This window comes from Marinoscillum sp. 108 (genome assembly GCF_902506655.1).
Taxonomy (GTDB): domain Bacteria; phylum Bacteroidota; class Bacteroidia; order Cytophagales; family Cyclobacteriaceae; genus Marinoscillum; species Marinoscillum luteum.
On record NZ_LR734808.1, the window covers coordinates 895,289 to 920,437 of the forward strand.

Annotated in this window: 23 protein-coding genes; 11 read left to right on the forward strand and 12 right to left on the reverse strand. The window is 45.1% G+C overall.

Annotated features, from left to right (window positions below; genetic code table 11):
• Nucleotides 1–37: 37 nt before the first annotated feature.
• Together GV030_RS03630 and GV030_RS03635 are read left to right on the forward strand one after the other, a co-directional pair.
• Nucleotides 38–667, forward strand: a complete 630-nt coding sequence (locus GV030_RS03630; RefSeq protein ID WP_159579899.1) for a hypothetical protein — start codon at nucleotides 38–40, stop codon at nucleotides 665–667.
• A gap of 138 nt (nucleotides 668–805) precedes the next feature.
• Nucleotides 806–1,882: a hypothetical protein gene (locus GV030_RS03635; protein WP_159579901.1), complete on the forward strand. Its 1,077-nt coding sequence runs from the start codon at nucleotides 806–808 to the stop codon at nucleotides 1,880–1,882.
• A 29-nt stretch (nucleotides 1,883–1,911) separates the two neighbouring features.
• Here the strand turns inward: GV030_RS03635 and GV030_RS03640 are convergent, their stop codons facing one another.
• Entirely contained in the window at nucleotides 1,912–3,267 is a 1,356-nt protein-coding gene (locus GV030_RS03640; RefSeq protein ID WP_159579903.1) for an exonuclease domain-containing protein, read from the reverse strand.
• 133 nt (nucleotides 3,268–3,400) lie between these two features.
• Between GV030_RS03640 and yaaA the strand changes: the two genes are divergently transcribed.
• Nucleotides 3,401–4,165 carry a peroxide stress protein YaaA gene (yaaA, locus tag GV030_RS03645; protein WP_159579905.1) on the forward strand — a complete coding sequence of 255 codons (765 nt, stop codon included), beginning with the start codon at nucleotides 3,401–3,403 and terminating at the stop codon, nucleotides 4,163–4,165.
• A gap of 1 nt (nucleotide 4,166) precedes the next feature.
• Here yaaA and GV030_RS03650 read toward each other — a convergent pair whose 3' ends face one another.
• On the reverse strand, nucleotides 4,167–4,919 hold the full coding sequence (locus tag GV030_RS03650) for an enoyl-CoA hydratase/isomerase family protein (RefSeq protein WP_159579907.1): 753 nt from the start codon (nucleotides 4,917–4,919) through the stop codon (nucleotides 4,167–4,169).
• Nucleotides 4,920–5,112: 193 nt separating this feature from the next.
• Between GV030_RS03650 and GV030_RS03655 the strand changes: the two genes are divergently transcribed.
• Nucleotides 5,113–5,817 (forward strand): MIP/aquaporin family protein, encoded by a 705-nt coding sequence (locus GV030_RS03655; protein WP_159579909.1) that lies wholly within the window; start codon nucleotides 5,113–5,115, stop codon nucleotides 5,815–5,817.
• Nucleotides 5,818–5,820: 3 nt separating this feature from the next.
• On the opposite strand, the gene GV030_RS03660 is transcribed toward GV030_RS03655, so the two are convergent.
• Together GV030_RS03660 and GV030_RS03665 are read right to left on the reverse strand one after the other, a co-directional pair.
• A complete protein-coding gene (locus tag GV030_RS03660; protein WP_159579911.1) occupies nucleotides 5,821–6,858 on the reverse strand; it encodes a GNAT family N-acetyltransferase in 1,038 nt (345 codons plus the stop codon).
• On the reverse strand, nucleotides 6,859–9,426 hold the full coding sequence (locus GV030_RS03665) for a S8 family peptidase (protein ID WP_159579913.1): 2,568 nt from the start codon (nucleotides 9,424–9,426) through the stop codon (nucleotides 6,859–6,861).
• A 505-nt stretch (nucleotides 9,427–9,931) separates the two neighbouring features.
• Between GV030_RS03665 and GV030_RS03670 the strand changes: the two genes are divergently transcribed.
• On the forward strand, nucleotides 9,932–10,777 hold the full coding sequence (locus tag GV030_RS03670) for a M57 family metalloprotease (protein ID WP_159579915.1): 846 nt from the start codon (nucleotides 9,932–9,934) through the stop codon (nucleotides 10,775–10,777).
• Nucleotides 10,778–10,839: 62 nt separating this feature from the next.
• Here the strand turns inward: GV030_RS03670 and GV030_RS03675 are convergent, their stop codons facing one another.
• Nucleotides 10,840–11,388: a DUF2911 domain-containing protein gene (locus tag GV030_RS03675; protein ID WP_159579917.1), complete on the reverse strand. Its 549-nt coding sequence runs from the start codon at nucleotides 11,386–11,388 to the stop codon at nucleotides 10,840–10,842.
• Between the two features lie 134 nt (nucleotides 11,389–11,522).
• Between GV030_RS03675 and ppgK the strand changes: the two genes are divergently transcribed.
• The 4 genes from ppgK (at nucleotide 11,523) to GV030_RS03695 (ending at nucleotide 15,837) form a co-directional block, all read left to right on the forward strand.
• Nucleotides 11,523–12,263, forward strand: coding sequence for a polyphosphate--glucose phosphotransferase (gene ppgK / locus GV030_RS03680; RefSeq protein WP_159579919.1), 741 nt, complete (start codon nucleotides 11,523–11,525; stop codon nucleotides 12,261–12,263).
• Nucleotides 12,264–12,287: 24 nt separating this feature from the next.
• Nucleotides 12,288–13,967: an AMP-binding protein gene (locus tag GV030_RS03685; protein ID WP_159579921.1), complete on the forward strand. Its 1,680-nt coding sequence runs from the start codon at nucleotides 12,288–12,290 to the stop codon at nucleotides 13,965–13,967.
• A complete protein-coding gene (locus GV030_RS03690) occupies nucleotides 13,957–14,907 on the forward strand; it encodes a D-2-hydroxyacid dehydrogenase (RefSeq protein WP_159579923.1) in 951 nt (316 codons plus the stop codon). Before GV030_RS03685 ends, GV030_RS03690 begins: the two co-directional genes overlap by 11 nt.
• Nucleotides 14,908–15,006: 99 nt before the next feature.
• Nucleotides 15,007–15,837, forward strand: coding sequence for a hypothetical protein (locus GV030_RS03695; RefSeq protein WP_221413281.1), 831 nt, complete (start codon nucleotides 15,007–15,009; stop codon nucleotides 15,835–15,837).
• An 81-nt stretch (nucleotides 15,838–15,918) separates the two neighbouring features.
• Here the strand turns inward: GV030_RS03695 and GV030_RS03700 are convergent, their stop codons facing one another.
• From GV030_RS03700 to GV030_RS03725, 6 genes are all read right to left on the reverse strand, one after another.
• A complete protein-coding gene (locus tag GV030_RS03700) occupies nucleotides 15,919–16,515 on the reverse strand; it encodes a sterol desaturase family protein (RefSeq protein ID WP_159579927.1) in 597 nt (198 codons plus the stop codon).
• A 220-nt stretch (nucleotides 16,516–16,735) separates the two neighbouring features.
• Nucleotides 16,736–17,341 carry a hypothetical protein gene (locus GV030_RS03705; protein WP_159579929.1) on the reverse strand — a complete coding sequence of 202 codons (606 nt, stop codon included), beginning with the start codon at nucleotides 17,339–17,341 and terminating at the stop codon, nucleotides 16,736–16,738.
• Between the two features lie 35 nt (nucleotides 17,342–17,376).
• A complete protein-coding gene (locus GV030_RS03710; protein ID WP_159579931.1) occupies nucleotides 17,377–19,800 on the reverse strand; it encodes a leucine-rich repeat domain-containing protein in 2,424 nt (807 codons plus the stop codon).
• Complete coding sequence (locus GV030_RS03715) at nucleotides 19,787–20,620, reverse strand: hypothetical protein (protein WP_159579933.1); 834 nt, start codon at nucleotides 20,618–20,620, stop codon at nucleotides 19,787–19,789. Before GV030_RS03715 ends, GV030_RS03710 begins: the two co-directional genes overlap by 14 nt.
• Nucleotides 20,617–21,189: a hypothetical protein gene (locus tag GV030_RS03720; protein WP_370519051.1), complete on the reverse strand. Its 573-nt coding sequence runs from the start codon at nucleotides 21,187–21,189 to the stop codon at nucleotides 20,617–20,619. The genes GV030_RS03715 and GV030_RS03720 overlap by 4 nt, the downstream gene beginning before the upstream one ends.
• Before the next feature lie 20 nt (nucleotides 21,190–21,209).
• Nucleotides 21,210–21,701, reverse strand: a complete 492-nt coding sequence (locus GV030_RS03725) for a nucleoid-structuring protein H-NS (protein ID WP_159579935.1) — start codon at nucleotides 21,699–21,701, stop codon at nucleotides 21,210–21,212.
• 268 nt (nucleotides 21,702–21,969) lie between these two features.
• On the opposite strand from GV030_RS03725, the gene GV030_RS03730 reads away from it, so the two are divergent.
• The gene (locus tag GV030_RS03730) at nucleotides 21,970–22,536 is read left to right on the forward strand and encodes a hypothetical protein (protein ID WP_159579937.1); all 567 of its coding nucleotides are present in this window, start codon (nucleotides 21,970–21,972) and stop codon (nucleotides 22,534–22,536) included.
• A gap of 123 nt (nucleotides 22,537–22,659) precedes the next feature.
• Nucleotides 22,660–23,037 carry a hypothetical protein gene (locus tag GV030_RS03735; RefSeq protein WP_159579939.1) on the forward strand — a complete coding sequence of 126 codons (378 nt, stop codon included), beginning with the start codon at nucleotides 22,660–22,662 and terminating at the stop codon, nucleotides 23,035–23,037.
• Nucleotides 23,038–23,074: 37 nt separating this feature from the next.
• Here the strand turns inward: GV030_RS03735 and GV030_RS03740 are convergent, their stop codons facing one another.
• Complete coding sequence (locus tag GV030_RS03740) at nucleotides 23,075–24,724, reverse strand: alpha-amylase family glycosyl hydrolase (protein ID WP_159579941.1); 1,650 nt, start codon at nucleotides 24,722–24,724, stop codon at nucleotides 23,075–23,077.
• Nucleotides 24,725–25,149: the final 425 nt, after the last annotated feature.

The window sequence follows — 25,149 nt, forward strand, 5'->3', positions numbered from 1 at the left end:
TGACATGCCTTTCACCGTTAAGGAAAAAAGCATCAACATGAAATCCCTCCTAACTCTTTCCCTGTTTTGTATTCTGATCGCGGCATGCACCCATGATACTGTTTCGCCTACCCTGGAAGCGGATCAGGAATTAGCCTCTAACTACACTCATATGGAAGTGGGCAATTTTTGGGTATATGACTGGTATGAAATTGATCCGGAAGGAAACAGCGCATTTTACTCCAGAGACACCCTCTTGGTCACTGGGAGTGTAAAAGTAGATGGTCATACTGCTATCGAGCTCACAGGTCAGCGGCTGGGTCTTGATTTCGATGTTATCCTCTTTGATTCAGCTCAATCGGTATATACTTATCCAGACCGCTTTCTTTATTTTACTCTGGACAGCACAACTCACCATGGAGTAATAGGCCCCAGCGATTCTCCTCTCTTTACCACTTTTTATTACCTGGAAAAAGCCCCCCTGGAAGTCACAGTACCTGCCGGAACATTTGAATGTCTGAACTTTCAGGGTAAATATGTACCCCAGAATAAGAATTACCCCTATTCCACTCGATATAATGACAACCTCTTTGCTTATAAAATTGGAATGGTGAAGATGACTACTTCTTACGCGAACTCACCCAACACACTGGAAGGAAGACTGATTACCTATGGAATGATCAACTAATAGCGATGACCTTGGCATAAGTTGGGTTATTCAATTATTTAGTTGGAATCACAAAGGAAATGGGTTCATTTCAATCCGCGCATACACTCTCTTTTGTTACTTTTTCTCTAGATTCCGTCGTCTAAAATTTAATCCCGAATGGAGACAGGCAGAATTCTTGAAATTGTAACTGTGCTGGTACTCAGCAGCTACTTCCCTATCCTTACTTATTCTTTCTTTAGGTATCGACTTACCCGCAAACAGCAGGAGCTGGAGTTGCTCCTTGATCGCGTAAATTTACTCAAAAACCAGCCCGGAGCAGTAAAAGAGCACATGGCCAGAGAGTTTACTTCTCGAGATTATTTCTTGCCAGTCACTTTTGTGACGTTTATCACCTTTGTGGGAATGGTGATATTACTAGCTTCCTGGGTTATTTATGGTCTGCCGGGTGCTGACAATCCTGACGGTTACCGAAGTGTCATATTCTCTGGCAGCGCCTTTTGGGAAACAGCGAGTGTCTATTCCATAGAAAAGCGCAATCTTGCCGTGGTTGCTTTTTCTATCATGGGAAGCTTTATAGGAGCCTCTCAATACATTTACCGACGATTTTCCACCATTGACCTTACCCCGGGCAACTTCTTTTCTGTGGGTATTCGCATGGTCAATGCTGCACTGATTTCATTAATGCTGGCGTTTTTAAGTAAAGACATTGGATTGTCAGAAGGCAACCATATTCTCGCCATCTCCTTTTTGGTGGGTTTGTTTCCAGAACGAGGTATGCGGCTGCTATTAAGCAAGGTGAAATTCTTCCCTAAAGTGGAAGATGAATTCAAAAACCGGCCCGTGGAGGTGGTGGAGGGAATCAGCGCTCTTCATAAGCAAAGGCTAGCAGAAGTTGGGATCGATAATGTTCAGAATCTTGCTTATTTCAATTTCCTAATTCTAATCATCAAAACGCCCTTTCCGGTACAAATGCTTTTGGATTGGACCGCTCAGGCCAAGTTGGTGGTTGAATTTCAGCACGAATTTGAGCTTCTTCAAAAAGCAGGGATACGGAACGTATTGGATTTTTTGGATGCACTGCAGAATGGTGCCAATCGCCTGGAGGAAATTGCTCAGATCACCGGCATCAGTCGGTTGGCACTGGAAGTCAACCATGAAAACCTCCGAAACGATCAGTCAGTACAACTATTGGTTCACTTCAAATCGGAGTTGGAAACGTTTCGGGTGGAGTAGCAGGTGCCTTATGAAAGATTAGGATTCTTTCAAGTTGTCGAAATTACCCGGGGTTTGTTCTTACTCAAATACGTCTGTATGATCGCTATTTTCTCCTGACTGGCAGTATCAGAGTTGAGGTAATTCCTAAAGTCATCCAACGTGCTCACGGCATGCAGCTCCTGATTCACTACTCCATAGCCTATGTATTCATGGTCTTCGATCATCACAAATGCCTGCTCATTTGGTGTCATCCCCTTTTCAATGATCACAAAATCGCTCTTGCTAAAGCTCCTTTCTGAAAGGGCCTGACGAATCCGGGCATTGTGACTTTCGGCTGGCTCCAGTTGCCGACATGCACCCAGACACATTTGTTCTGCGCATCGCTGGCCTGGTTTCAGTCCACATAATTGAGGGCACAGCTCATATTGTTTACATAGTTTTTCGAGATAGGCCTCTCCTTCCCTTCTCGTATTGAAAATCAGCCCATTGTCGGTGCGAGATGTAAGTGGTGATACTTCCAGGTGGCTGTACCCAAAGAGGTCTGTGCTCATCCTCACCGAATAAGCTGACTTGCGGTTGGGGACATGGTTAAATACCGGCTGATGCTCCTGAATCGCGGACATCACTTTGAGTCGGGCTATCAACTCACTCCCGGTGCTTTCAAAATCAATGTCGGCCAACTGCGACTTGATCTCCATTGCTTTCCTGGCTTTACTCACCAGAAAGGTCTTGACCTTTTTGAAAAGATTGCCGGCACTGCCAATGAAAATGGGAACCCCTTGATCATCGTATAAATAGTATACCCCCGCTCCTTCCGGCAAACGGTCTACCTGCTCTCTTTTGAGCTGCTGAGGAAGTGACTTCACCCATTTTTCACTGGCCAAATTCAGGTCTCCACCAGAAGCTTGCATGATGATTTTGAACAGCTCAACGGTGGCCTCTGCATCCCCACGGGCTCTGTGACGCCCATGAATGGGTATCCCCAGGTCCTCACAGATCTTTCCCAGACCGTAACTCCGGTGTCCAGGAATGAATTGGCGGGCAAGTCGGACCGTACATAACTTTGGCAACTCATATGCATAGCCCAATCGCCTGAATTCAGAGCTGATCATTCCAAAATCGAAATTGACATTATGCGCAACAAAGGTGGTTCCAGCAGTAATATCTAACACCTGCTGGGCCACTTCCGAAAATGTAGGAGCGCCCGATACCATCTCATTATCAATGCCGGTAAGTTGAGTAATGAAGCCCGGGATAAACATTTCGGGATTGATAAGGCTCGAAAATTCGTCAAGGACTTCTATCCCATCGGTCACGAAAATGGAAATATCCGTAACCCTGGAAGAATGTGTGGTTCCACCAGTAGTTTCAACATCGATTATAGAATATAATTTTCCAGACAAATCTTCACTTTTAAGGAGAGCTTAAAGCTAATAAAAACTCTAGGGTGTATGGTCGTTTGGATACGCTTCATTTTTATATTTGCCATTCTAAACATTTCGCCCTGCTAGGGGATTTATTGATCAAAAAGAACTTATGATTGCTGTACTCTCACCTGCCAAAACATTGGACTTTGAAACCGAAATAAGCCTTGAAAAAAGTAAAGCACGGTTGTTTGACAGGTCAAAAGTGCTACTGGAAACGCTGAAAGACAAAAGCGGACAGGACCTGCAAGACATGATGAGTATCAGCGACCAGCTGGCAGAGCTCAATGTGAAGCGCTTTCAAAAGTTTTCGTCCAGACATACCCCAAAAAACTCGAAACAGAGTCTTTTTGCCTTCAGAGGAGATGTGTATGTGGGATTAGATGCGGATGATTTCACAGAGGAAGAAACCGCTTTTGCTCAGGACCACTTGCGAATATTATCAGGGCTCTATGGTCTCCTGCGACCATTGGATGGCATTCAGCCGTACCGGTTAGAAATGGGCACGCAACTTCCTGTAAACGGCCATAAAAATCTCTATGAGTTCTGGGGTGATACCATTTCCAAAACCCTCAACAAGGACCTGAGAAAGCAGGGTGACAAAATATTGGTAAACCTGGCATCAGTGGAGTACTTCAAATCTGTAGACAGGAAGGCTCTGAAAGCGCAGGTAATTGATGTGGATTTTAAAGACTTTAAAAATGGAGAGTATAAGATCATCTCCTTCTTTGCCAAAAAAGCAAGGGGTCTGATGGCCCGATACATGATTAAAAACAAAATCAGTCAGGTCGAAGACCTTAAAGCATTTGATTACGAGGGCTATTATTTTGACCCACAAAACTCCACAGAAACTTTTCTGGCATTCAAGCGAGGGTAGTTTAACGGTGTTTGTTCAGTGCCTTTTTGGTAAACTCTGAAAGCACCAGCTGCCCACTCATGGTCGCTCGTTCGGCCAGGAGGCTGTCCCAGTGCTCACATCCTTCCCAAAACATTTTTTTCAACGCAGCTCTTGCTTCAGGGCTTGTCGCAGCGAGTGATGCTGCTATTTTCATGACCCCCTGGTCAAGTTGCTCTGCATCCGCATAAACCTCTGCATACAGCCCCTTTTCTTTGGCCCACTGGGCTGACTGAAACTCTGTGGCGTTAATGGAAAGTTGAGAAAAAGCTGCCAGTCCGATTTTTCGCTCTACCGCCGGCCCTATCACAAAAGGACCAATGCCGATCGTAATTTCACTTAACCTGATAGCCGCATGATCTGTAGCCAGGCAATAATCCACCGCTGCCGCCAGTCCTACTCCACCTCCTACCGCTTTGCCCTGTACCCTGCCAATGATCAGCTTTGGGCACTTCCGACACGCGTTGATCACATTGGCGAACCCAGAAAAGAAAACCGTTCCTGCTTCAAGGTGGTCAATCTGAACCAGCTCATCGAAACTGGCTCCGGCACAAAAGGTGCGGTCTCCCCCACTTTTCAAAATAATGACTTCTACCTGATCTTCTTTCCCGCAAGAGTGAATGGCCTCCGCCAGCTCAGACAGCAGCACGCCAGGCAGGGCGTTATGCTGTGGATGAAAAAATTCTATTTCGGTAATTCCATCTTTAAGGTCTGTTCGCCTGACGTATGCTTCCATTTTTGGTTTGGGGTGTTTGATTTGGTGACGGAAATTTAATTGAAATTCCAAAAGGAGAACAATCACCGCCTCTTTAACGCTGGATAAGGATCAAAAATTAATCCCGAGCAACTCATCACTAGCATCGATTCAAATTGCGGTTGGTATAATCGTTTTTTCCATTAATTTGTTAGCCGAATCATCATTAACCCATATGAACCCAATAGTCGCCGAATTTGTAGGCACTTTTATCCTCTTGCTTCTTGGTAATGGCGTTAACGCCAACGTATCGCTGAATAAAACCTATGGTAACAGCTCAGGATGGATCGTAATCTCAATGGGCTGGGGTCTGGCGGTGTTCGTGGCCGTATTTATTGCCGGATCTTCCAGTGGCGCACACATCAACCCTGCAGTGACCCTTGGATTGGCTCTGGTGGGTCGCTTTTCCTGGTCAGCAGTACCGGTCTATTTGATGGCACAGCTCCTGGGGGCATTCGCCGGAGCATGGGTCACCTATTTGCAATACCGCCCACACTTTTCCGACACAGCGGATCAAAACACCAAGCTTGGGATTTTCTGTACTGGACCAGCCATCAAATCCACGCTTAACAATTTCATTTCAGAGACCGTTGGAACTTTCACACTTGTTTTTGCTGTGTTTTACCTATCGTCGGGTGAAGGACTCGGATCCTTAAATGCCCTGCCGGTAGCGTTGCTGGTGGTGGGTATTGGTCTGTCATTGGGTGGTACCACGGGATATGCCATCAACCCTGCACGTGACCTTGGCCCAAGAATTTTTCATGCGCTGGCACCCATTCGCGCAAAGCGAGACAGCAACTGGCCATATGCCTGGATCCCAATAGTAGGCCCGTTAGTAGGCGCCACACTGGCGGCCGGTCTTTACACGCTTGTGATGTAATGGTTACATATTGTCAAACCCGGAAATGTAAACCGGATGTTGTTTCAAATGCCCCACATCAGCTCCCTTGGCCATCACGGCCATTTCCTTTTCTGTGGTGAGTCTCCTGATAAGCCCCTGATCGAGTTGCTTGAACTTCCTATATAAGTCTGACTCAGGGTCGAGACAAATAATGGCGGTACTCCTTTCGGAACGGGCAAGCGCATCTTCCAGCAAAACTTCAATGAGCCCCTCTCTGCCCTCTGGGCAAAAAACACCTTCTATTGATAAAAATCGGAAGTTTTTACTAAATAATCGATTGATCAAAGGGATTCTGGATACCAGATCAAGGAGCAGTTTTCCACCGGGTATTTCATAAACCCGCCATGCTTCCTGATTGGCCTGGAGCCCGGCCACCAACTCTCCATTTTCATAGTATCCTAAATAGCCATCCTGAAATCCTATATTCTCGGTAGTGAATAGGCAATGATCACCGTAAGTTGTCTGCAACTGTCTCTTTATATCCTCCAATTCATTCTCCTTGACAGGTGCTATTTTCGGATGCCTCTTGGGAAACAGGCGGCTAAAAAATACGGTGCGAAACCTTCCAACTTCCTCAAACCCAAAGGAGGTAATAAGTCTTTTCGAGCGAAGATTATCCGGATCTACATAAGCATAGAAAAGATGACCTTCCGGAATTTCAAGTCCTTTTCCGGAGAGCACCTCGGCAATTTCATCTTTAAGAATTGACTTTTTCTCAAGGCGTTGCAATGCGTTAGAGGGAGCTCTGAATCTGCTTTGGAAAGTAAGGTACCTGATGTAGTGGGCGGGTGAATCCTGCCCTGAATTGGAAACGGTTCTGCCTACCAAACAGCAGGCTCCCACTACTCTGTCACCCAACTCCACAGTCAGAAAAACGGGGTTGCTGATGTGATCCAGCTTAGGATTGACCATGCGCTGCTGATATACCAGGCTTTCACCCGGAGTGCCAATGATGTTTTCATTGAGCAATGCCCTTAACTGGTCGTTGGGAGCACCTCGGGATATTTTCAGAATTCGCATCTATTGAATGATCAACTTACCATTAAATGACTGATTGCCAGCTTCTATCCTGTAAAAATACAAACCACTTCGCACTCCAATAATAGGTACAGATTCCTGACTAGTCAATAGAGTATGTTTGAGGATTAGAGCTCCACCACGGTCATAAAGATGGAAGACCGGAGGTGCTGAATCAAACGCTCGGGTATAAACATTGAGAAAAGAGGTGTTGCTCAGAGGATTTGGAAAGATAAGAATCGGCTTTTCAGTCAGATAGTAAGTGTTGCTTGCGGTTTGGCTAAGCGATTGTCCATTTTGAAAATGCAATGTAACCCGGTGCTCATTGTGACCTTGCCTGGGTTGCGAGTCCAGTAGTCTGATGATGGTGGATTCTGGATGAACCAGCTCACCTACCCTTTCAAAATTGTCTCCCACTCTTCTCTCAAATACAATTTTCTCCACTCCATAAGTAGTGCTCAGGGTCAGGTTTAGGTAAATGCCTTCTTCCAGTACCACTTCCTGAAAAAAGGAACTCAGGAAACACCCTGCCCCCTGGATGGTATAATCAAAGGTGTAGCTTGGAAGGTACGTGTCACCAGTGCTGCTGACTGGCTGAATCGAAAAGTGATTACTAGTAAGATTCTCCCCATTTAGGAGGAGAAAGGTATCTGTTACCACAGAGAGTAGTTCAAGGTGTGTCTCACCCAAAGTAGAAACCCGATATTGTGTAGCCAGATCCTGCATGGGCCATTGAAGCATCAACGAGTCCCCACAGTTAAATCCAACGGAAGCATTGAGTCGTCTGGAAATCGTGAACACCTCCGTTTCGTATTGCGCTTCATCTATTGACATTCGTGCCCTGGCCATACCCGTCAGATCATCAGGTAAAGAGCTCCATCGAAAATGGCCATTTTCGAGTGTTAGGTCCTCTTCAATCATCTGCCATTCACTTTGCCCCACCATCTGATATTCCAATGTGCCTGTTTTACTTCCGAAAGTACTTTGCCATCTAAAATAGGTAGTGGTTTCTCCATTGTAGGGAAAATTATCACTTCCTGTTGGATAATCCCATTCGAAAGTATTCAGGGTATCCCAGTCATAAACCACTTCAAAGGATTGTGAAGGGATTAGAAGCCCCTCTCCGTTAATATTTAGCGTATAAGTCCCTGCCTGGGGGGTGTCTAGTGAAATTTGTTCAATGTTATTCAGGTGATCAGCACCTCTGACTGCAGGGAGACTCAGCGCCAAACTATCAGGAGCGGTATTGAGAACCCAGGGTCGGTAGATGGCTCCCTCGGGATCGATTAATATCAGGTCAAGGTCGTTAATCAGTGCGATAGCATCTCCCGGATGAGCGGGCGGATCTATCCAAACCAGTGTAATCTTAAGATTGGTTGCCTTTTCAGGAATGAAAAGTTCAAAGGTACTAACCTCATCTCGGGTGACACTCGACGAGACAAAATTCCCTGAAAGGAGAGATTGCATGGATTTCCATGCATTGATTCCACCAAATCCCGTAACGTGATCTGGCCCCACCTCACCAAAATCATCAGCACCATTAATCAGAAGGGCTTTGATCAGTGCCGATGTGGGCTGATATCCATATGTACTACTGAATTGTTCCTGAAGCAAGGAAACCGTACCTGATACGAGCGCTGCAGCGTTAGAACTTCCATACATGCTGTACGATACTACTTCTGGTTTTATTCGTCCGTCGTAGGTTGGGCCACGGGAGGAAAACTCCAACCTGTGGCCCACCGTATCTACAGCACCCACTATTAGTGTGTTTTTAGCCATTTTGAAATTTCCGGTAATATTACTGAACCCATTGCCCCCTGCGTACAGGCCCTCTTGAGGGGTCAACGCCCCCTGATTTCCGCTACTCATTACATGCAGCAGGGTTGGGTTCCTGACGGCATTCTGATCAAAAGCCTCGGCTTGCAACCCGTAAAAACTCTCAATACTGGTGCCGTAGGAATGATTTTGAACAGAGATACCCCGCCCTTGATAATAGAGATCCGACTGTGGCAATACATTATTGAACCCGGATGACGAGAGTTGGACAGCAGGACTCACTCCTCTCCCTGTGATAAATGAATTACCTGCTCCGCCCACTATAGTGGCCATTTCAGTGGCATGCTGGCTCATTTCCAGGGATGATTTATCAGAAATGTGCGTGCGGCCTATGAGATCTATATCCGTAGGATCAAAGCGGTCTTCCTGTATGGACAGCGTAGTGCCACTCCCATTGAGCAGCGGGAAAAAGTGATGCAACTTATTTACCCGATTCGGGTTCAGATTGAGGTCGATTACCCGGCTTTCTGTAACTGGCTCTAGAGACTCCCTGGAGACGAACAATACCTCGCGGTTTTGAACGATTTCGGGTAGGTGCCTGTTCAGGGTTTTTAGCGTAAATAATTTTCTGGATCGGTCTATAATTTCCACATTTCCGAAATTTTCCAGAAATGGCAGTATATCAATTGATGAACTTTTGATTACATAGGTTACCCAGTCATCTGGCATGGTGAGGTAGTCCCTGGATTGCAGTTTCCAAAGATTATTTGCTTCCACTTCACTAATGCCATACAAATTATTTTTTTGTTCTTTCTGCTGCCGAATTATGTACGAATTCTGACCTGTTCGCCGAAGAATTTGATTCAAAGTGTCCCGTAAATAGCCCTTTCTTTGTTGACCTCTAAGGGTGACTTCCAACACAGAAAGCCCTTGTTTTTCACTTTTTGAGACCGTTTCTTCTGAATTTTTCTCACGACGCAATTTACCGGACACAATCTGTCCCTCGGCGTAAAAACAAAGAAGGGTTAACACTAAATAAACTGGTACCTTAATCATTGATTTCAAATTAGGTAAAATTTAACTCCAAAAGCCTAAGAAATGGACACTAAACCACTCATTCAAGGCTATATCTTGCATTTTTAACAGTCAGTTAAAACAAAATTATATTTGGATAAATATGCTTAGACTGACAAAATATCCTATATATCAAATGATATATAGGTAAAATAAATACAATCATTCCTTCTGCAAATAGAATCTCTTTTTCTACATTCGATGCATAACTAAAACCTAATTCATTATGTCTAAATTAAAATTCACGCTATTGAGCACTGTTGTGCTTCTGGCGTCTTTCACGTTGGTGACGTCTTGTACACAAGATGAAGTAGTCCCTAATGACGATGCGATTTCTGACGAAATCTCTGCCAAGTTCGAGGAACTTGGATTTGACGTAAGTGATATGCGCAAAGTCAACACCACTAACCCGCTCACTAAAGAAACCACTTCGGGCTTCTTGCTGGAGGGGGACATTATGATTCCTTTAGCACAAATGGAATCAATGCTGAGTAGTGAGCTTTTCCACCAGGGTCCTTGTGGTGAGCAGTACCGTACCAATAACCTGGTGAGTTCACCTAGAACGATTTCGGTTATCGGCTACACTGGTGGATCACAAGCATTGGATAACACCATGCGGACAGCCTTGAGCTGGGCAGTAGACAACTACAATGCCCTCAACATCGGCCTGACGTTCACTCTATCTTATGGTACCAACTATGGTAGCAAGGATATTGTGGTCTACAAAGGAGGTAGTGGAGCCGGTGGTTCTGCCGGATTTCCTAGTGGTGGAAATCCTTACAAGTATGTGCAAATCCTTTCAGGAACCAGCAGCTATGGCACGAATGTAACCGAACATGTGATCACTCACGAGATTGGTCATTGTCTGGGCATGAGACACACTGACTATTTCAACAGGTCATTGTCTTGTGGATCAGGAGGAAATGAAGGTGATGGAGGTGTAGGTGCCAACCACATCCCCGGCACTCCCACAGGATTTGATGCCAACTCAATCATGCTCTCTTGCTTTAGTTCAAGTGAAGATGGTGAGTTTGGTTCTTATGATGTGACTGCTTTTGAGTATCTCTACTAAGATACTGAGCGGACTATTTCAAATAAAAAAGGCTGCCATTCGGCAGCCTTTTTCTTTACTCTTTACTCTGTAATCACCGGAACTTCCATCTTAATCTTGTCCCATTTGAAGACAATCTTAACGCCTGTGTCATACAATGGCTCCAGCGCAATGGTAAACTGCTCCGTATGCTCAGAAGGAAGCACAGGAATCATCACCGAAAGAATGTCTAACTCGCTATCTGCTTCAAAAGCACCCCACTCACCAAGCTCTGAGTTCAATCTCAATTCAAAATATTGAGGGCCGGGGATTGCGTACATGCGATAAGTTCCTTTTTTCACTGGCTGATCCACCAGAAGGACATCCTGACTGAAAGTAACCTCAGTGGATTCATTGGCCCCTAGTCGCCAGTACTTTCCATAAGGCTGCAAAGCCTCATCCTCTTCCGTCCCGAAAATCAGGCGATCCCTGACTGATGGTCTACTGTAAGTAATGTCAACAGTCAGCTCCCCATTGGTAAGGTTTGCCGCTCCTCTCGGGCTAAGTGTTCGGTTTCTATTGTCCAGATAGAAGTAAGCTGCCACCAGCAGAACTACAACTACTCCAAGCGAGATTAATATTTTCTTTAACATTTTATGAGTGTTTATTTTCGGCACAATGTAGCGATAATCTATTGCTTGGAGTATATCGCATAGATGATTTATTCCAACTCAAGCCAGGAGGAAACACTGCCAATTCATTCATATTTTGGTAAGTTTAAGGCAGGATGAAAATATTAGGAATAGACATTGGCGGCACAGGAATCAAGGGAGGTATAGTAGATACCAAAAAAGGTGAATTGATCACCGAAAGGCATAGGATTTCCACACCCGACCCTGCAACCCCAGCTGCCATTATTGAGACAGTCATTGAGTTAGTAAAGGAATTTGACTGGCAAGGCCCTATAGGTTGCGGCTTTCCGGCGGCAGTACGTCACGATATAGTGGTCACGGCCTCCAATATCGATCAAAGTTGGATAGGCATGAATGCTGCCAAAGCCATTCAAAAAGCCACTGGCTGCCCTACCCATTTGGTGAATGATGTGGATGCTGCAGGCATGGCTGAAATGAAGTTTGGAGCTGGAAAAGACCAAAAAGGAGTCACGCTCATGGTGGCCGCTGGCACCGGTATAGGTACAGCGCTGTTCATTGGTAAGCATTTGGTCCCCAATACTGAACTTGGTTTTGTGCACGTAAAAGGGATGCCTGGGGAACACTATGCAGCCAATTCAGTTCGGAAGTCAGAGGATTTGTCCTGGCAGGAATGGGCAGAAAGGCTCAATGAATATTTCAAGAAACTGGAATTTCTATTTTGGCCAGACCTGTTTATTTTAGGAGGTGGTGTCAGTAAGGATTTTGACTCATACAAACAGTATTTTACATTGGATACCCAATTGGTACCCGCCGAGTCAAGAAATCATGCAGGAATCATCGGAGCTGCCCTGGCGGCCAAAGAAGCACTCAAATAGATCATTTATCTCATAATAGACAACATGAAAGACTACCCATGGCTGGCCCAGTACCCGGAGGCTACTCCCCACGAAATTGATCCCGACATCTACCCCTCACTGGTGGCCTTTCTGGCTGATTGTGTAGCCAAATTCGGGGATAAGAGCGCCTACGAAAACATGGGCGTGGAGATATCTTTTAACGATCTGGATGTGCTCAGCACTGCCTTTGCCAACTACCTGATGCACGAGACAAACCTCAAGAAGGGTGATCGGGTGGCGCTGCAAATGCCCAATGTGCTCCAATATCCTGTTGCACTGTTTGGCATACTCAAAGCCGGAATGGTGGTGGTCAACACCAACCCTCAGTATAAGCCTTCAGAAATGGAGCATCAGTTTACCAACGCGGGTGCTCAAGGCATTATTTTACTCAATACATTTGCTTTTAAACTCGAGGAGATTTTACCGAAGACTCCAATTGAAACCATCATCATCGCCGAAGTGGGTGATATGCTGGGAACTCTCAAAGGTGCGCTGGTAGATTTCATGATCAAAAGAGTCAAGCGAATGGTCCCTGATTATGATCTACCTACAGCGGTAGACTTCCAGGACGTCATCAAGGCAGGCAAACAACACACCTATGTACAGCCAGAGATCAAAAACACAGACCTGGCACTCCTTCAATATACCGGCGGTACTACCGGGGTGGCCAAGGGCGCTGCTTTGAGCCACCGCAACCTAATCGCAAATATAGAGCAGGTGGCCGCCTGGATGCGCCCCAGACTGGTAGAAGGTGAAGAAGTGACCATCACCGCTCTCCCACTCTATCACGTTTTTGCCCTTACGGTCAATTGTTTTGGCATGCTGAAAATCGGGGCTAAGAGTGTCCTCATTACAGACCCCCGGAAGATGGGCGATTTCATCAAAGTACTTAAAAATCATCCTTTCTCAGTCATTACAGGAGTTAACACACTTTTTAATGGCTTGGTACAAAGGCCTGAGTTTCAAAGTGTGAATTTTGAGCACCTGAAAGTGGCGGTAGCAGGTGGTATGGCCCTACAGAAAGCTGTGGCCGATAAATGGAAATACCTGACTGGCAATGATATAGTGGAAGGTTATGGACTTTCGGAAACCTCTCCACTCCTCACCTGCAATCCCATAGATGGCACTGAGAAACTGGGAACAATTGGACTGCCTGTCCCCTCTACTGAAATCAAAATAGTGAGTGATGAAGGAGAAACCCAAGGGGTTGGTGATTTTGGCGAGATCTGGGTCAGAGGCCCGCAGGTAATGATGGGTTATTGGCAAAATCAAGCGGAAACAGACATTGTGATGGAGGGCGAATGGTTCAAGACCGGGGACATTGGTTTTTTCGATAGTGAAGGATACATCAAGATTGTGGACAGAAAGAAAGAGATGATCAATGTATCTGGTATGAAAGTCTTTCCAAATGAAGTGGAAGATGTGATTGCACAACTGGAGGGTGTTTTAGAAGTGGGCGTGATCGGTGTAGCACACAAAAACTCAGGTGAAGTGGTCAAAGCCTTCATTGTGAAAAAAGACAAAAATCTCACTGAAGATATGATCATGAAGCACTGCCGGGACCATCTGGTGGCTTACAAGATGCCTAAGTTCATAGAATTCCGGGAAGAGTTACCCAAATCCACCGTTGGTAAAATTTTGCGCAAAGAACTCCGAAAAGAAGAGATTGCCAATGCGATTTAAAATTGTGGTTTTGGATGGCATCTATGCCAACCCTGGAGACTTGATCTGGGATGGTTTGAAGCCCCATGGTGACTTCACTATATATGAACGAACTGCCCCCGAACAGGTAATGGATCGGGCCCTGGAAGCCGATATTCTCATTGTCAATAAGGTGGAATTGAGAAAAGCGCTGCTGTACAAGCTTCCTAAGCTCAAAATGATTGTGATCTCCGCCACAGGAATGAATAACGTGGACCTGGAAGCGGCAAAAGAGCATGGAGTTTTGGTGAAGAATGTTGTGGGATATGGCGCTCCATCCGTGGCACAGCATACTTTTGCCCTGATTCTGGAATTAACCAACCGGGTGTCTGTTCACCATCACAGTGTGCAAAATGGTGAATGGGATTCAGGAAAAGGATTTAGCTACACCGTCTCTCCGGTGACAGGCCTCAGTGGAAAAACCCTTGGCATTTATGGTTTCGGAAGTATAGGTAGGGAGGTAGCCAGTATTGGCCGGGCCTTTGGTATGAACATTCTCGTGGTGAGCGGTCATACCCTCCCCGCTTATTACCCCGATTATGAATTTGTGAGCCTGCCTGAGTTATTTGAGCGATCAGACATCATCAGTTTACACGCCCCCCTTCGCGATGACAATGAACGTGTGGTAAATAGAGCGCTCCTGAGTAAGATGAAGCCGGATGCTCGCCTGATCAATACTGCCCGCGGGCCTTTGATCCATGAAGAGGACCTGAAAAACTGGCTTATGGCACATCCCATGGCAGGAGCCGCACTGGATGTGCTGGAGATGGAACCCCCGGGAGCGCAGCACCCATTATTCGGGCTTACCAACTGCATTATCACCCCACACATGGCGTGGACTGCTAAAAGTGCCCGGAAAAAGCTGATTGATGAAGTTGTCCTACACGTCACAAAGTTCGTTTCCCAACAAAATTCCCTTTAAAGGGGTTTTTCGTGGTTTCTTTTTCCCCTAAGGTCCAAGTCATTGGGCGTAGTTTCTTATTTTTGCGCCTAGTACTCAAAACGTTTACATCACTTGCCTATGAGACTCGGTCAGCTCTCCAGACAACTCAACCTGGACACTAAAGATATTGTTAATTTTTTGGCTGAAAACAATATTGAAATCAAAGATCACCCCAATGTAAAGCTTGATGAAACCGCTGAGCAAATGGTCATGGAAAAATTCAGTGACCCAAAACCTGAAGAACCTGTTGTACTCATAGAACCTGCAGAAATTCAGGCTATCGAAAGCGAATCATCAGAACCGGAAAGTGACATCCTTCCAGAACCACAGAGTGAGGAACTTGAAGATGACCCAGTGACTGAGCCAATAGCCACTACATCCGATGTGGAACCTGCTGAACCAACCAGCGAAGAAGCAATAGCATCAGAAACACCAGATTCAGAGGAAGAAATAGAAGTTATTAAAGCACCTAAAATAGAGCTGCCAGGGCTTAAGGTGGTAGGCAAAATCGACCTACCTGAACCTAAAGCCCCCAAAGAGGATGAAGAACCTGAAGAGCCCATCGAGAAAGAGGAAAAGGAAGAATCTATCCCCAAAGTACGATTGGTGCATCACAGCAAAAGAAACAGCCGACCCAGACTCACTCCTGAGCAGCTGGAAGAAAAGCGCTTGAGAAACAAGAGAGCCAAAGAAAAGCGTATCCGAGAAGCTGAAGAACGTGCCAAAGCCCGGGAGATACAGCGACTCAAAGACATCAAAGCAGAACACTATAAAAAGAAGTTGTCTAAGGCCAGTGCCAAACAAACTACCAACAAGAAGAAAGCGACCTCTAAACCAAAACAAGTCACCCAACAAAAGCCACAACCTAAATCACTATTAGGTAAATTTTGGCGATGGCTGAACACCTAGTCTAAGCTACAGATGGTAGTGTTTCAGGGTTATGCTGAAGCTAAAATCACTTAACAATTCGGATGTGCAACACCCAGTGGATCAAGGCATTGTGCGAAAGACAAAATCCCAAAGCGGAGAAGTAACCCCAAAAGCTTTGTGTCCCTGACGGTAATGGTGAATCCCATGATGCACCCAGAAGATCTTCAGAAAATTCTTAGGCGGCCGGTAGGCATGCACCAGGTAGTGGATGAAAAGATATCCTGCATACCCAAACAGAAATCCTGGCAAGAATGCGAACACCTGATCCCCTATCACCAGTTTGAACAGGAAAAGTAAAATCGTAGAAATCGTCACGCTCACGATAGGTGGCATGGCCAGCCTGTCTTTGTCTTTCGGGTAGTCATGATGCACCCCGTGAAATTTATACTGGAAGTTTTTACGAGCGCTGGTATGAGTGCTCATGTGGAAAAGAAACCTGTGAATCGAATACTCCAAAAGCGTAAAAAAAAGCAATCCGCCAAAAAATAAGCCGGTGGTAACCAGTGGATCTAGCTGCACCGTCGCAATACTCCAATAGAGTAGTCCCATTCCATAAAGTATGAAAATGCCGATTGGTAGGGCTATATGGGTTCTTGTGAGACGCTCCAGTATCGGATTCTCAAATAATCGCTTGGTTCCTTTATTGTGTATTTCCATATCAGATACTAAGTTAAATTTTTACAGGAAGTTTTGATTGTTTTTGCGAGAAATGAAGGAATGCACAAACAACCCTTCTAATCACCGCCTAACCAGCATCGGAACTCTTACTGAGTCTTTGATTAATCAGGGATGAGGAACTTTGAACTCAAACCCTCGACCCCATCCTCGGTTGGGTCACAGGATCAATAAAGGATATGAGAAGTGAATGTCTTAACAGCTACCTCCGGGCTCCTCCGCGTTTCATTTCTTCGATGGTATTCACCGCTGTTTGAAGCTCTCTTTTGAGTCGTACCTGAGTTTCCCTGGATTTATCCCGGTGAGTTTCAAACTCTTTTCGCTGTTGTTCAAACTCTCTTTTAATTCGGGAGGTGGAGGCATTGCTCTTCATAAACATGCCATAAGCCAGTACCACTGCCACGGCAAGAATGAGAATGATCACCCAAACCAGAATATGATAGGCGGTCTTTTCCATCTCCATACCAAGAAAGGTTATCACATCGTTGGTTTTGATGCTTTCAGCCAATCGTACATTCACTTTACGTAAGTCTGACTTTAGGGAGTCTATGTTCGTCTGAAGGCCTGTGATTCTGGATTGAAGTGATGAAATTTCATCTGATTTACTGCTGAGGGTATCTGCAATATTTACCCAAAAACCCTCAATTTCGGTCTGTCTGATCACCTTGTATTGCTCGTAGGTGGACGACTTCTGCATGATCTGTTCGTACTGATCTTTTAGGCTCTCCTGTGTGTACCCCACATGAGTAGTGGCCATTACAGTAAATAGTAATAAACAAAGTTTCAGTGCTCTACGAACCTTTTTCATCTAATAATCGCTGGTTTGGTATTGATTGTATTTGATTAATAAAAAGTCACCTCACAGTTAGGGAAAACTCCCTTGAATTCGTCAATCTTATGAGACCGAATTCTGGTATTGTAGCAAATGAGTGATTTCAGACCGCTAATATCGTAAAGCCTGTCCAGTTGCCAAACTCTTGTGTTGCTTATATTTAATACCTCAAGCTGGCGCAGTGCCTCCAGCCCTTTCAATTTCTTGACATTGGTACCTGAACAGTTCAGGGTCATCAGGGTCTGGTTGTCACTGATCGGCCTCAGGTCGTCCACCGCTGTATTGGAGATGTCCAGCAATCGCAGGTACTGTAATGACGCCAATCCTTCCAGGTCCATCAGCGGGCCATTTTTGCAGGTGATTTGCTCTATCCCTTCATGAACATTGAGGTCAATCAGACTAGTCACTCCGGTATTGGAGAGTGAAACCTCCTTCAAATTGATAAATCTATCCAGCGGCCTGAGCGAGGAAATTGGAGTGTTTTCTATTTTGACAGAGCGGCTCTCGATGAGCTGATGCAAAGTAAAAGCGTCTGTTTTACTCAAACCAAAGGCCCTTCTCCAGGGATCAGAAAGTTCTTCCCACCACGATAGCAAAGCTTCCGACTGATAAACAACGACAGTCTCGGGGTTCACTTTCAAAAAAGCCCTTACCCGATCTTCAGTGATTTTCGATTGGTCCACATCGACCAGTATGAGCTTATTGAGGGATTGTATAGACCTGATGTCCTGAATGAGGCTCCCCTTCACAATGACGTACTTGAGGTTTTTGTTTTGCTCCAATCCGGCCAATGTCTCTATGGGGAGCTTCTCTCCCACCAGAAACTCAAGATCAGACATTCCTGCTGTAAATCGCAGATCAGTAAATAGGTTCTTACTGACGTTTAGACACCTGAGTCTCGTGAATTTTTCCAAAGGTTTTGAGGACACCAGCTGCTGGTTGCTCACATCCAGCGAATCGATATTGAGTAATTTGATCACATCCTCTTTGCTAGGATTTGAAAGTCCAACCCTTTGAGTAAGCACGGTTTTCCAATCAAAAGGTAGATTTTTCCACCATTCGATCACCTTTTCACTGTTGATCACCACCACCAATCCAGGTTTGGCAGACATCAACTGAGAGGCCTGTGACTCTGATACTCCTGTGTAGTCCGCATAGACTTTCTTCAATTTCGAGCAGTCTCGCAATGGGCTCAGGGTGTTGACAGTGGTCTGATTAATTGAGAGTTGCTCCAGTGCGGGGTGATTCTCCAGGCCGACAAGGCTGCTGATATAAGTTTCAGACAAGTCCAGCACTTTCAAAGCTTTGAAGCCGCTGAGTACAGATAACGTCTTCACACCAGTTCGTGATAACAGGGCTTTTTGGAGTTGTGTACTACCAATAAGCACTTCCGGATCTGTAAAAGCCGTGTTGGAAAAGTCAACCATCTTCAAGCTGGTCAGACTTCTGAGCGGCGTGAATACAATTACATTAGAACCTGATAGGTTCAGCGTTTCCAGACGGATAAGTCCTCCGATAGCCATAATATCTTGAACGAGGGTCTGTGAGAGGTCAAGCTGTTTAAGGTTTTCGAAGTACTGAAGTACGTCAATATTTGAGAGGCGCGTATTCGATGCACTTAATTTCTCCAGCTTCATGGCATACCGCAGTGGCCCCAGGTCATCTACCTTGGTATTGCTGATGTCCAATACCCTCAATGCTCTCAGCGCAGCCAGTGGACGAATGTCCTGTATCATCTGGTTTCCAGACAAATTGATACTATCTATGGCGGCTATCTTAAAAAGTGCCTCATCCGATATGGTATCAAAGTCTACATAGGCCTTGAAGATGCGTGTCCAACCATAAGACAAGTTCTCCCACCAGTTTCGCAGTTCTTTTTCCCGACTGATTTTGGTGGTGTATACACTGACAATTTTCAGGTCAGATTCCTCTTCATTTACGTTCACCTCCAGAAAGCGCCTGGAAGTATTCTTGAAGGGATTACCCTCCAGCGTAACCGCCTCAATCGTATTTTGGAACTCTACCAGAAAATAGGCCTTTCCATTTTCCCGTTCGGCCTTTGTTATTTGGATATCCTCAAATGAAAAAGAGATGTCCTTAAAGAAAAAATCCACATCCCTGAGGTAGCCGGACACATCCTTGTTGGTGATGGCGTTGCGGTCGGGCAGCAGGTCATCCTCCACCTGCACCTGCCGGTTTAGAAAGATCTTCTTATAACTCTCGGTGAGAATCGCTTCCTTATCTCTTGTAGGGGTTTTGGAAGATCCCACGGTATTGAGCATATACTGATAAAAGGACACCAAACCTCTCACTTCAGACAGATAGGCTTCGTCTGTTTCTGTGGTTTGATTCTCCTGGCCGAAAGTTTTGATCGTGCCAAAGAGTAAGGTAAAAGTCAGGAATATGAAAACGGCCTTCAGGCTAGTTTTGGTCATAGAGGTAATCTTTCATTTGTTTTTGCTCAGCAGCCCCCACCTTCACCAGGTTAGAGATCAGCCAGCCAGTATTGTATCCAGGTCTGTTAAAATTGGAGAGTTCGAAATACCAGCCATCCACTTCAAAGAAGTGGAACTTCACATTTTTCACGGTTTTGAACTCAAGTGCACCGCCTTTCATCTCAAAAAGGAAAAGTGTAAGGTAATCCGGCTCCCATTTTCGAGAGGTATATTGCTCGGGGTTTTGGGTGTTTCTAAAAGCTTTCCTGAGGGTCATGAAATCCAATTCATGGCTCATGGGATGTATAAACATTTTTTGCTCTGAGGTGTCCTTCTTAAAGGATGACTTATAAGGATCGAAAGAGAGATCATCGATGACCCATTCATAACCCTGGCCCTGCTGTTGCAGGATCATATAGAGCAACACGCTCACTTCTTTGCCTTTGTAGAGGAAAGTGGTATTCACTTCGGCAAACCAGTCGCCTGAGTGAAAGTCAAGAAACACAGGGTTTTTCTTATCCAGAACTTCCTTGATAAATGAGTTGGCCGTTTCGGTCTTGACATATCCGGTTTCAGTATCAAAAAGAATTGGCAGATACTTCTTCCTGAGTCCGGCATCCCGGTATTTCTTATCCTGCGGGTAGTAGCGATTACCACGCTCATCTTCTTCCCCATTGAAGCGGTGAAAGAATTGATTGATCTGCTTGGTAGACGCATACAACTCATCCTCGGTATCTTTCATTTCATCAGTGACCGATCGCTGGGCCACTGATGAAGTGAAAGTGATCACAAGGGCTGTAATCAATAGGCCGTATCTCATGCAGAGGTTTCGGTTACCCGCACATCTCCCAATAGGACATCCCAAAACTCGATGGTGCGACCGGCAATTTGTGTTTCCTTCTTCTTCACATAGATTGTGATATCCTTCTTGGTGGTATCCTTATAGCTCATACCATCATCAGAAGTTCCTTCGAATCGCTGATAAATAGTGATCACTCCTACAAAGGTGCCGTCTGGTTGTTGCTCCAAATCACTGATGTAGTGGATGTCGTACCATTTGATGCTCACCTTATCATAATTGAGCGCCATCAGTCGCTCAAAATACTGACGAACTTTGTAGTAGGAGATTTCTTCTTTAGACAAGGAAGAAACGCCCATTTCACTATCAGGAGCAAAGAGCTCTTCTGCCCGATCCATGACTCGCTGCGCTTCAGAATACTGGGTTTTTTTATCCCCTATAATGCTGATGTACTTACTCAGGTCTTTGACCTTTTCCAACGCGAGTGAATCTATCGCCTGTTTTCTTCTAGGATCAATGTCGTCCTGCGCAAACGCAGAAGATACCAGTAGCAGCGTGGCTGCCAGTGTGATGTATTTGAATATTTTCATGATTTTCTGTCTTTTTGAGTTTACTTCTTCAGCACCAATTCTTTGATTTTGCCATAATCATCCAACACCATTTCTTCCACCTTGGCCTTGTTGTTTCCCGTGTCCTTCAGGTATTCCAAGTACTTCTTGATGGTGGTGGGTTCGTCATAGTCAGTGCTACCATCTTTGCGATAGATCACGATGAGCACTGGTGCATCGGGTCTGCCAAACATGGTTAATGCCTCGCTAATGCTTCCATTGGCAGAGGTGGCAGAGGGAGCATTCGCTATGGCTGTAAAATAGTTCTCCAGCTTTTGAGATTTATTAGGCTCCTTCGTGGCGATTCGTTCTTCAGGCTCTTCCATTTCTTCCGTTTGGTCTTCGGCCAGCTCTTCTTCTATTTGGTCTCTTACTTCCTGCGGATCCGAAACTTCGGCAACTTTCTTTTTGTTTTTACATGCTGAAAAGCCCACAATCAGCGCTAGCAAAAGCGTGGTATTGATCAGCGAAATATTCAATCTTTTTTGTCTCATTTTATTCATTGGTTTGTCATGATCGTTAAACGTTATCTCTTGAAATATGATGTAATAATTTATCCACTTTCAAAGACTGACCTGCTATTGCAAATAGCATTCCAAACTTACTGAGTACTGATTAAATTAAGTTTCAAACCTGAGAAATTATCATTATGAGAAAATAGTCGCCTAATTGAGAATACTTATCCTTGTAACGGATGCCATCACCCGGCGAATTGCTGGTCTGTATGATTTTGGGTAAATTATGATCAAAACCCGAAAGACCATGAAGCGCGTCACTCTACTCCCCTTATTTCTTGCCTTACTATCTAGTGTAGCTCCTGTGATTGCACAGACTAACCTTGAGTTGGCTACTTTGGCTGCACCGGAAGCATACCGTGCAAATGCCACAGTATATGGATACAATGCAGACGGAACGTTTGTTTTGCTTCGTGAGGGATCCAACCACCTGGTCTGCATAGGTGATGATCCGTCCAAAGAAGGGTTTAGTGTGGTAGCTTATCACAAAGACCTGGATCCCTTTATGGCCAGAGGACGTGAATTGAAATCCATGGGAAAGTCGTTCGATGAAATCTTTGCCACCCGTGAGGCAGAAGCTCAAGCTGGTAAATTGGTGATTCCAGATAAATCTACGCTGACTGTATATCAAGCCGATCTGGATGACAATGGCAGCCCCATTAATCCATACCTGAGGTATGTGGTGTATATACCATTTGCCACAGCAGAGGAAACAGGACTACCTACCGGCCCCATGTCTGATGGGGGGCCCTGGATTATGGATCCGGGTACTCATCGCGCTCACATCATGATTACCCCTCCTAGAAAAGATTAATGCCGGTTTAAAACAATGTGGTGAGATTATTGTTTAACTTAGTGGATTATTTAATGCACTGAAAAATTGCCACTTAGGCAGCTGCACTTCGACAAACGAAAAAATCATAAATTTTAAATACCTATGCTTCAACAAACTAGGAGTAAAACTTCTTACGAAGAATTATTATCAAGCGTAATCGAAAACATTAAGAAACAGGGTTACGAAAATATCAGAGCTGATCTGAGCGACTATGAATCCCCTTACCAATTGATTGGGCAAACCAAAGATGTGAATTTTACTCCAGATGTGACGGCAACGAAAAACGACGGAAAAGCCTACTTTGAGATTTCTACTAAAGTGGATAACCCGAATGATTTGATCAATAAATGGAAATTGCTGGAAACACTGGCAACGATGAAGCGAGGCAAATTTCAAATATTTGTACCTCATGGTCATATGAAATTCACTCAGGAATTGGTGAAAGACTATAACATCAACGCTGAAGTTAGAAAAATTTAGTAAAAAGCCCTTCAATTAGTTTTGAAGGGCTTTTTTGTTAAGGGCGCCTTCCGATCAAGAGCAGTCCTACCCCTTCCTCAAAAGAGATTTCACCATTCGCCACATCAGTGGTTTCACCCGTATAGTAATTCGTTACACGCTCCCCATCCTCGAAAATCCCCTCGGAGTTAACCGCACTACCATCATTATCCATCACCACTATCACCCGATCACCTGTAGCTGCATCACTATAGGTTCTTGAAAAGGTATAAGGCGTTTCGTTCATGAGCTGATGCTTCCCAGCACCAACGGCGACATGATCCTTTCTGAACTGTCCCAGTCGCTGCCAGTGTGATAGCAAGCCCTGAACCTCCGGAGTATCCAGATCCGCCCAATTCATCATAGTGCGAAGGTTGGCATCTCCCTGAGCGCCCTCCGCTTGTAATGGCCGGGACGTTTCATCCCCATAATAGATCTGGGCCTGTCCAGGTGTGAGCATTAGCATGGTACCGGCCAAGTAGCCGTTGGTTCTTTCGCGATCAAAAGGCCCACCATCATCATGAGAACTCACATAATTGAGCACTGTATAGCCACTAAGAACAGTGCTGAGTTGATTGGCATAATAGGAAAAAACCTCTTCCGGCACTCTGCCAGCATCACCTTTCATAGAGAAGTTGATCAGACTTTTAAAGCCATTTTCGAAAAAATTGACACTGTCCTCAGCATTATAAAAGTAATTTTGACCATTCTGAATACCGTATCCATACACCTCCCCGACCATGAAAAAGTCCTCGTCATCCAGTACTTCCGCCGGTGAAGTTGATTTCCAATCCTTAAAGGCTTCGCTGGCGAGCTTATAGAGCTCTCCCCAGATAGAAGCTTCGGTATGTTTAGCTGTATCCACTCTATAGCCATCAATTCCCATTTCGCGCACATAGTCAGTCAGCCATTTCATGATGTAAAACCTGGGCGCACGAGGATAGCCTGTTTTTTCAAAAAACGCATCCAATTCGGCCACTTCTTCCTCCAATCGTCCCTCCTGGGTCCACTTCTCAATCAGAAAATCGGGAAGCGCCACTTCCTCGTCACTATCCGTTAGGATATCCGGCAAGTTTTCTACCAGTGTACAGGCTATGGTGGAAGCGGCATCTGTATAAGTGCACTGCGGGGAGGTTCGCACCCAGGCATCCGGCCACTGGCTGTCTTCTGGTGAGACGGGTCCGGTATGGTTCACCACCACATCCATTAAAATACGAATCCCATGCTCGTGTGCTACTTTCACAAGACTTTTGAGGTCTTCCATGGTACCAAAATTGGGATCAATGGCCGTCCAGTCACGCGCCCAGTAACCGTGGTATCCATAGGTTTTACCAGTACCCTCGTCCACATAGCCATGAATCTGCTCCACTGGTGGATTAAACCAAATGGCATCAACCCCCAAGTCGTCAAAGTAGCCTTCCTCTATTTTCATCGTAATTCCTTGCAAATCTCCGCCCATAAAGCTCCTTAAAACCGCTCCATCTGGCTTACGACCATAGTTCGTGTCATTCTCGGGATTACCGTTATAAAAACGATCCGTCAACAGGAAATAGATCGTCGCATTCTCCCATTTGAAGACTGGTGGCTGTTCTACTGCCTCAGAAGTGGGCTTTTCAGAACATCCTAAGCCGGCAAGGGCGATGAGTAATATAAAGAGGGCTTTGTACATGGGTCATTTATGTTTTAGAAGAAGCTAAAACTAAGAGAAAGAAGTAACTCTGCCAAGTAGAAAAAAAGAAAGCCGGCCACTTGGCCGACTTTCAAATGCTCACGCACTGGTATCTACAATAAAGAGAGGGATTCTTGTGTGAGTATCTGACCAAAAAACCCATATTTCAAACTTATTCAAATGCTAAAATTCGCAATAGTCTCTGTTTCAGGCATTCGGAAAAAGCCTATGCGTTCAATGCAAATCGATAGACGGGGTAACCCAGAAGTCGATGATCGGATTGCAGTAAGCTTATGATGCCATCTATTTCAGGAAAATTTTTACCGAGAATAAATATTCTGGCTCGACTGCCGAGCTCATTTCCTTTATATAATCCTCTTGAGCGCAAATAATCAAACGTTCGCTGGCTGTCTTTTAACCATAGC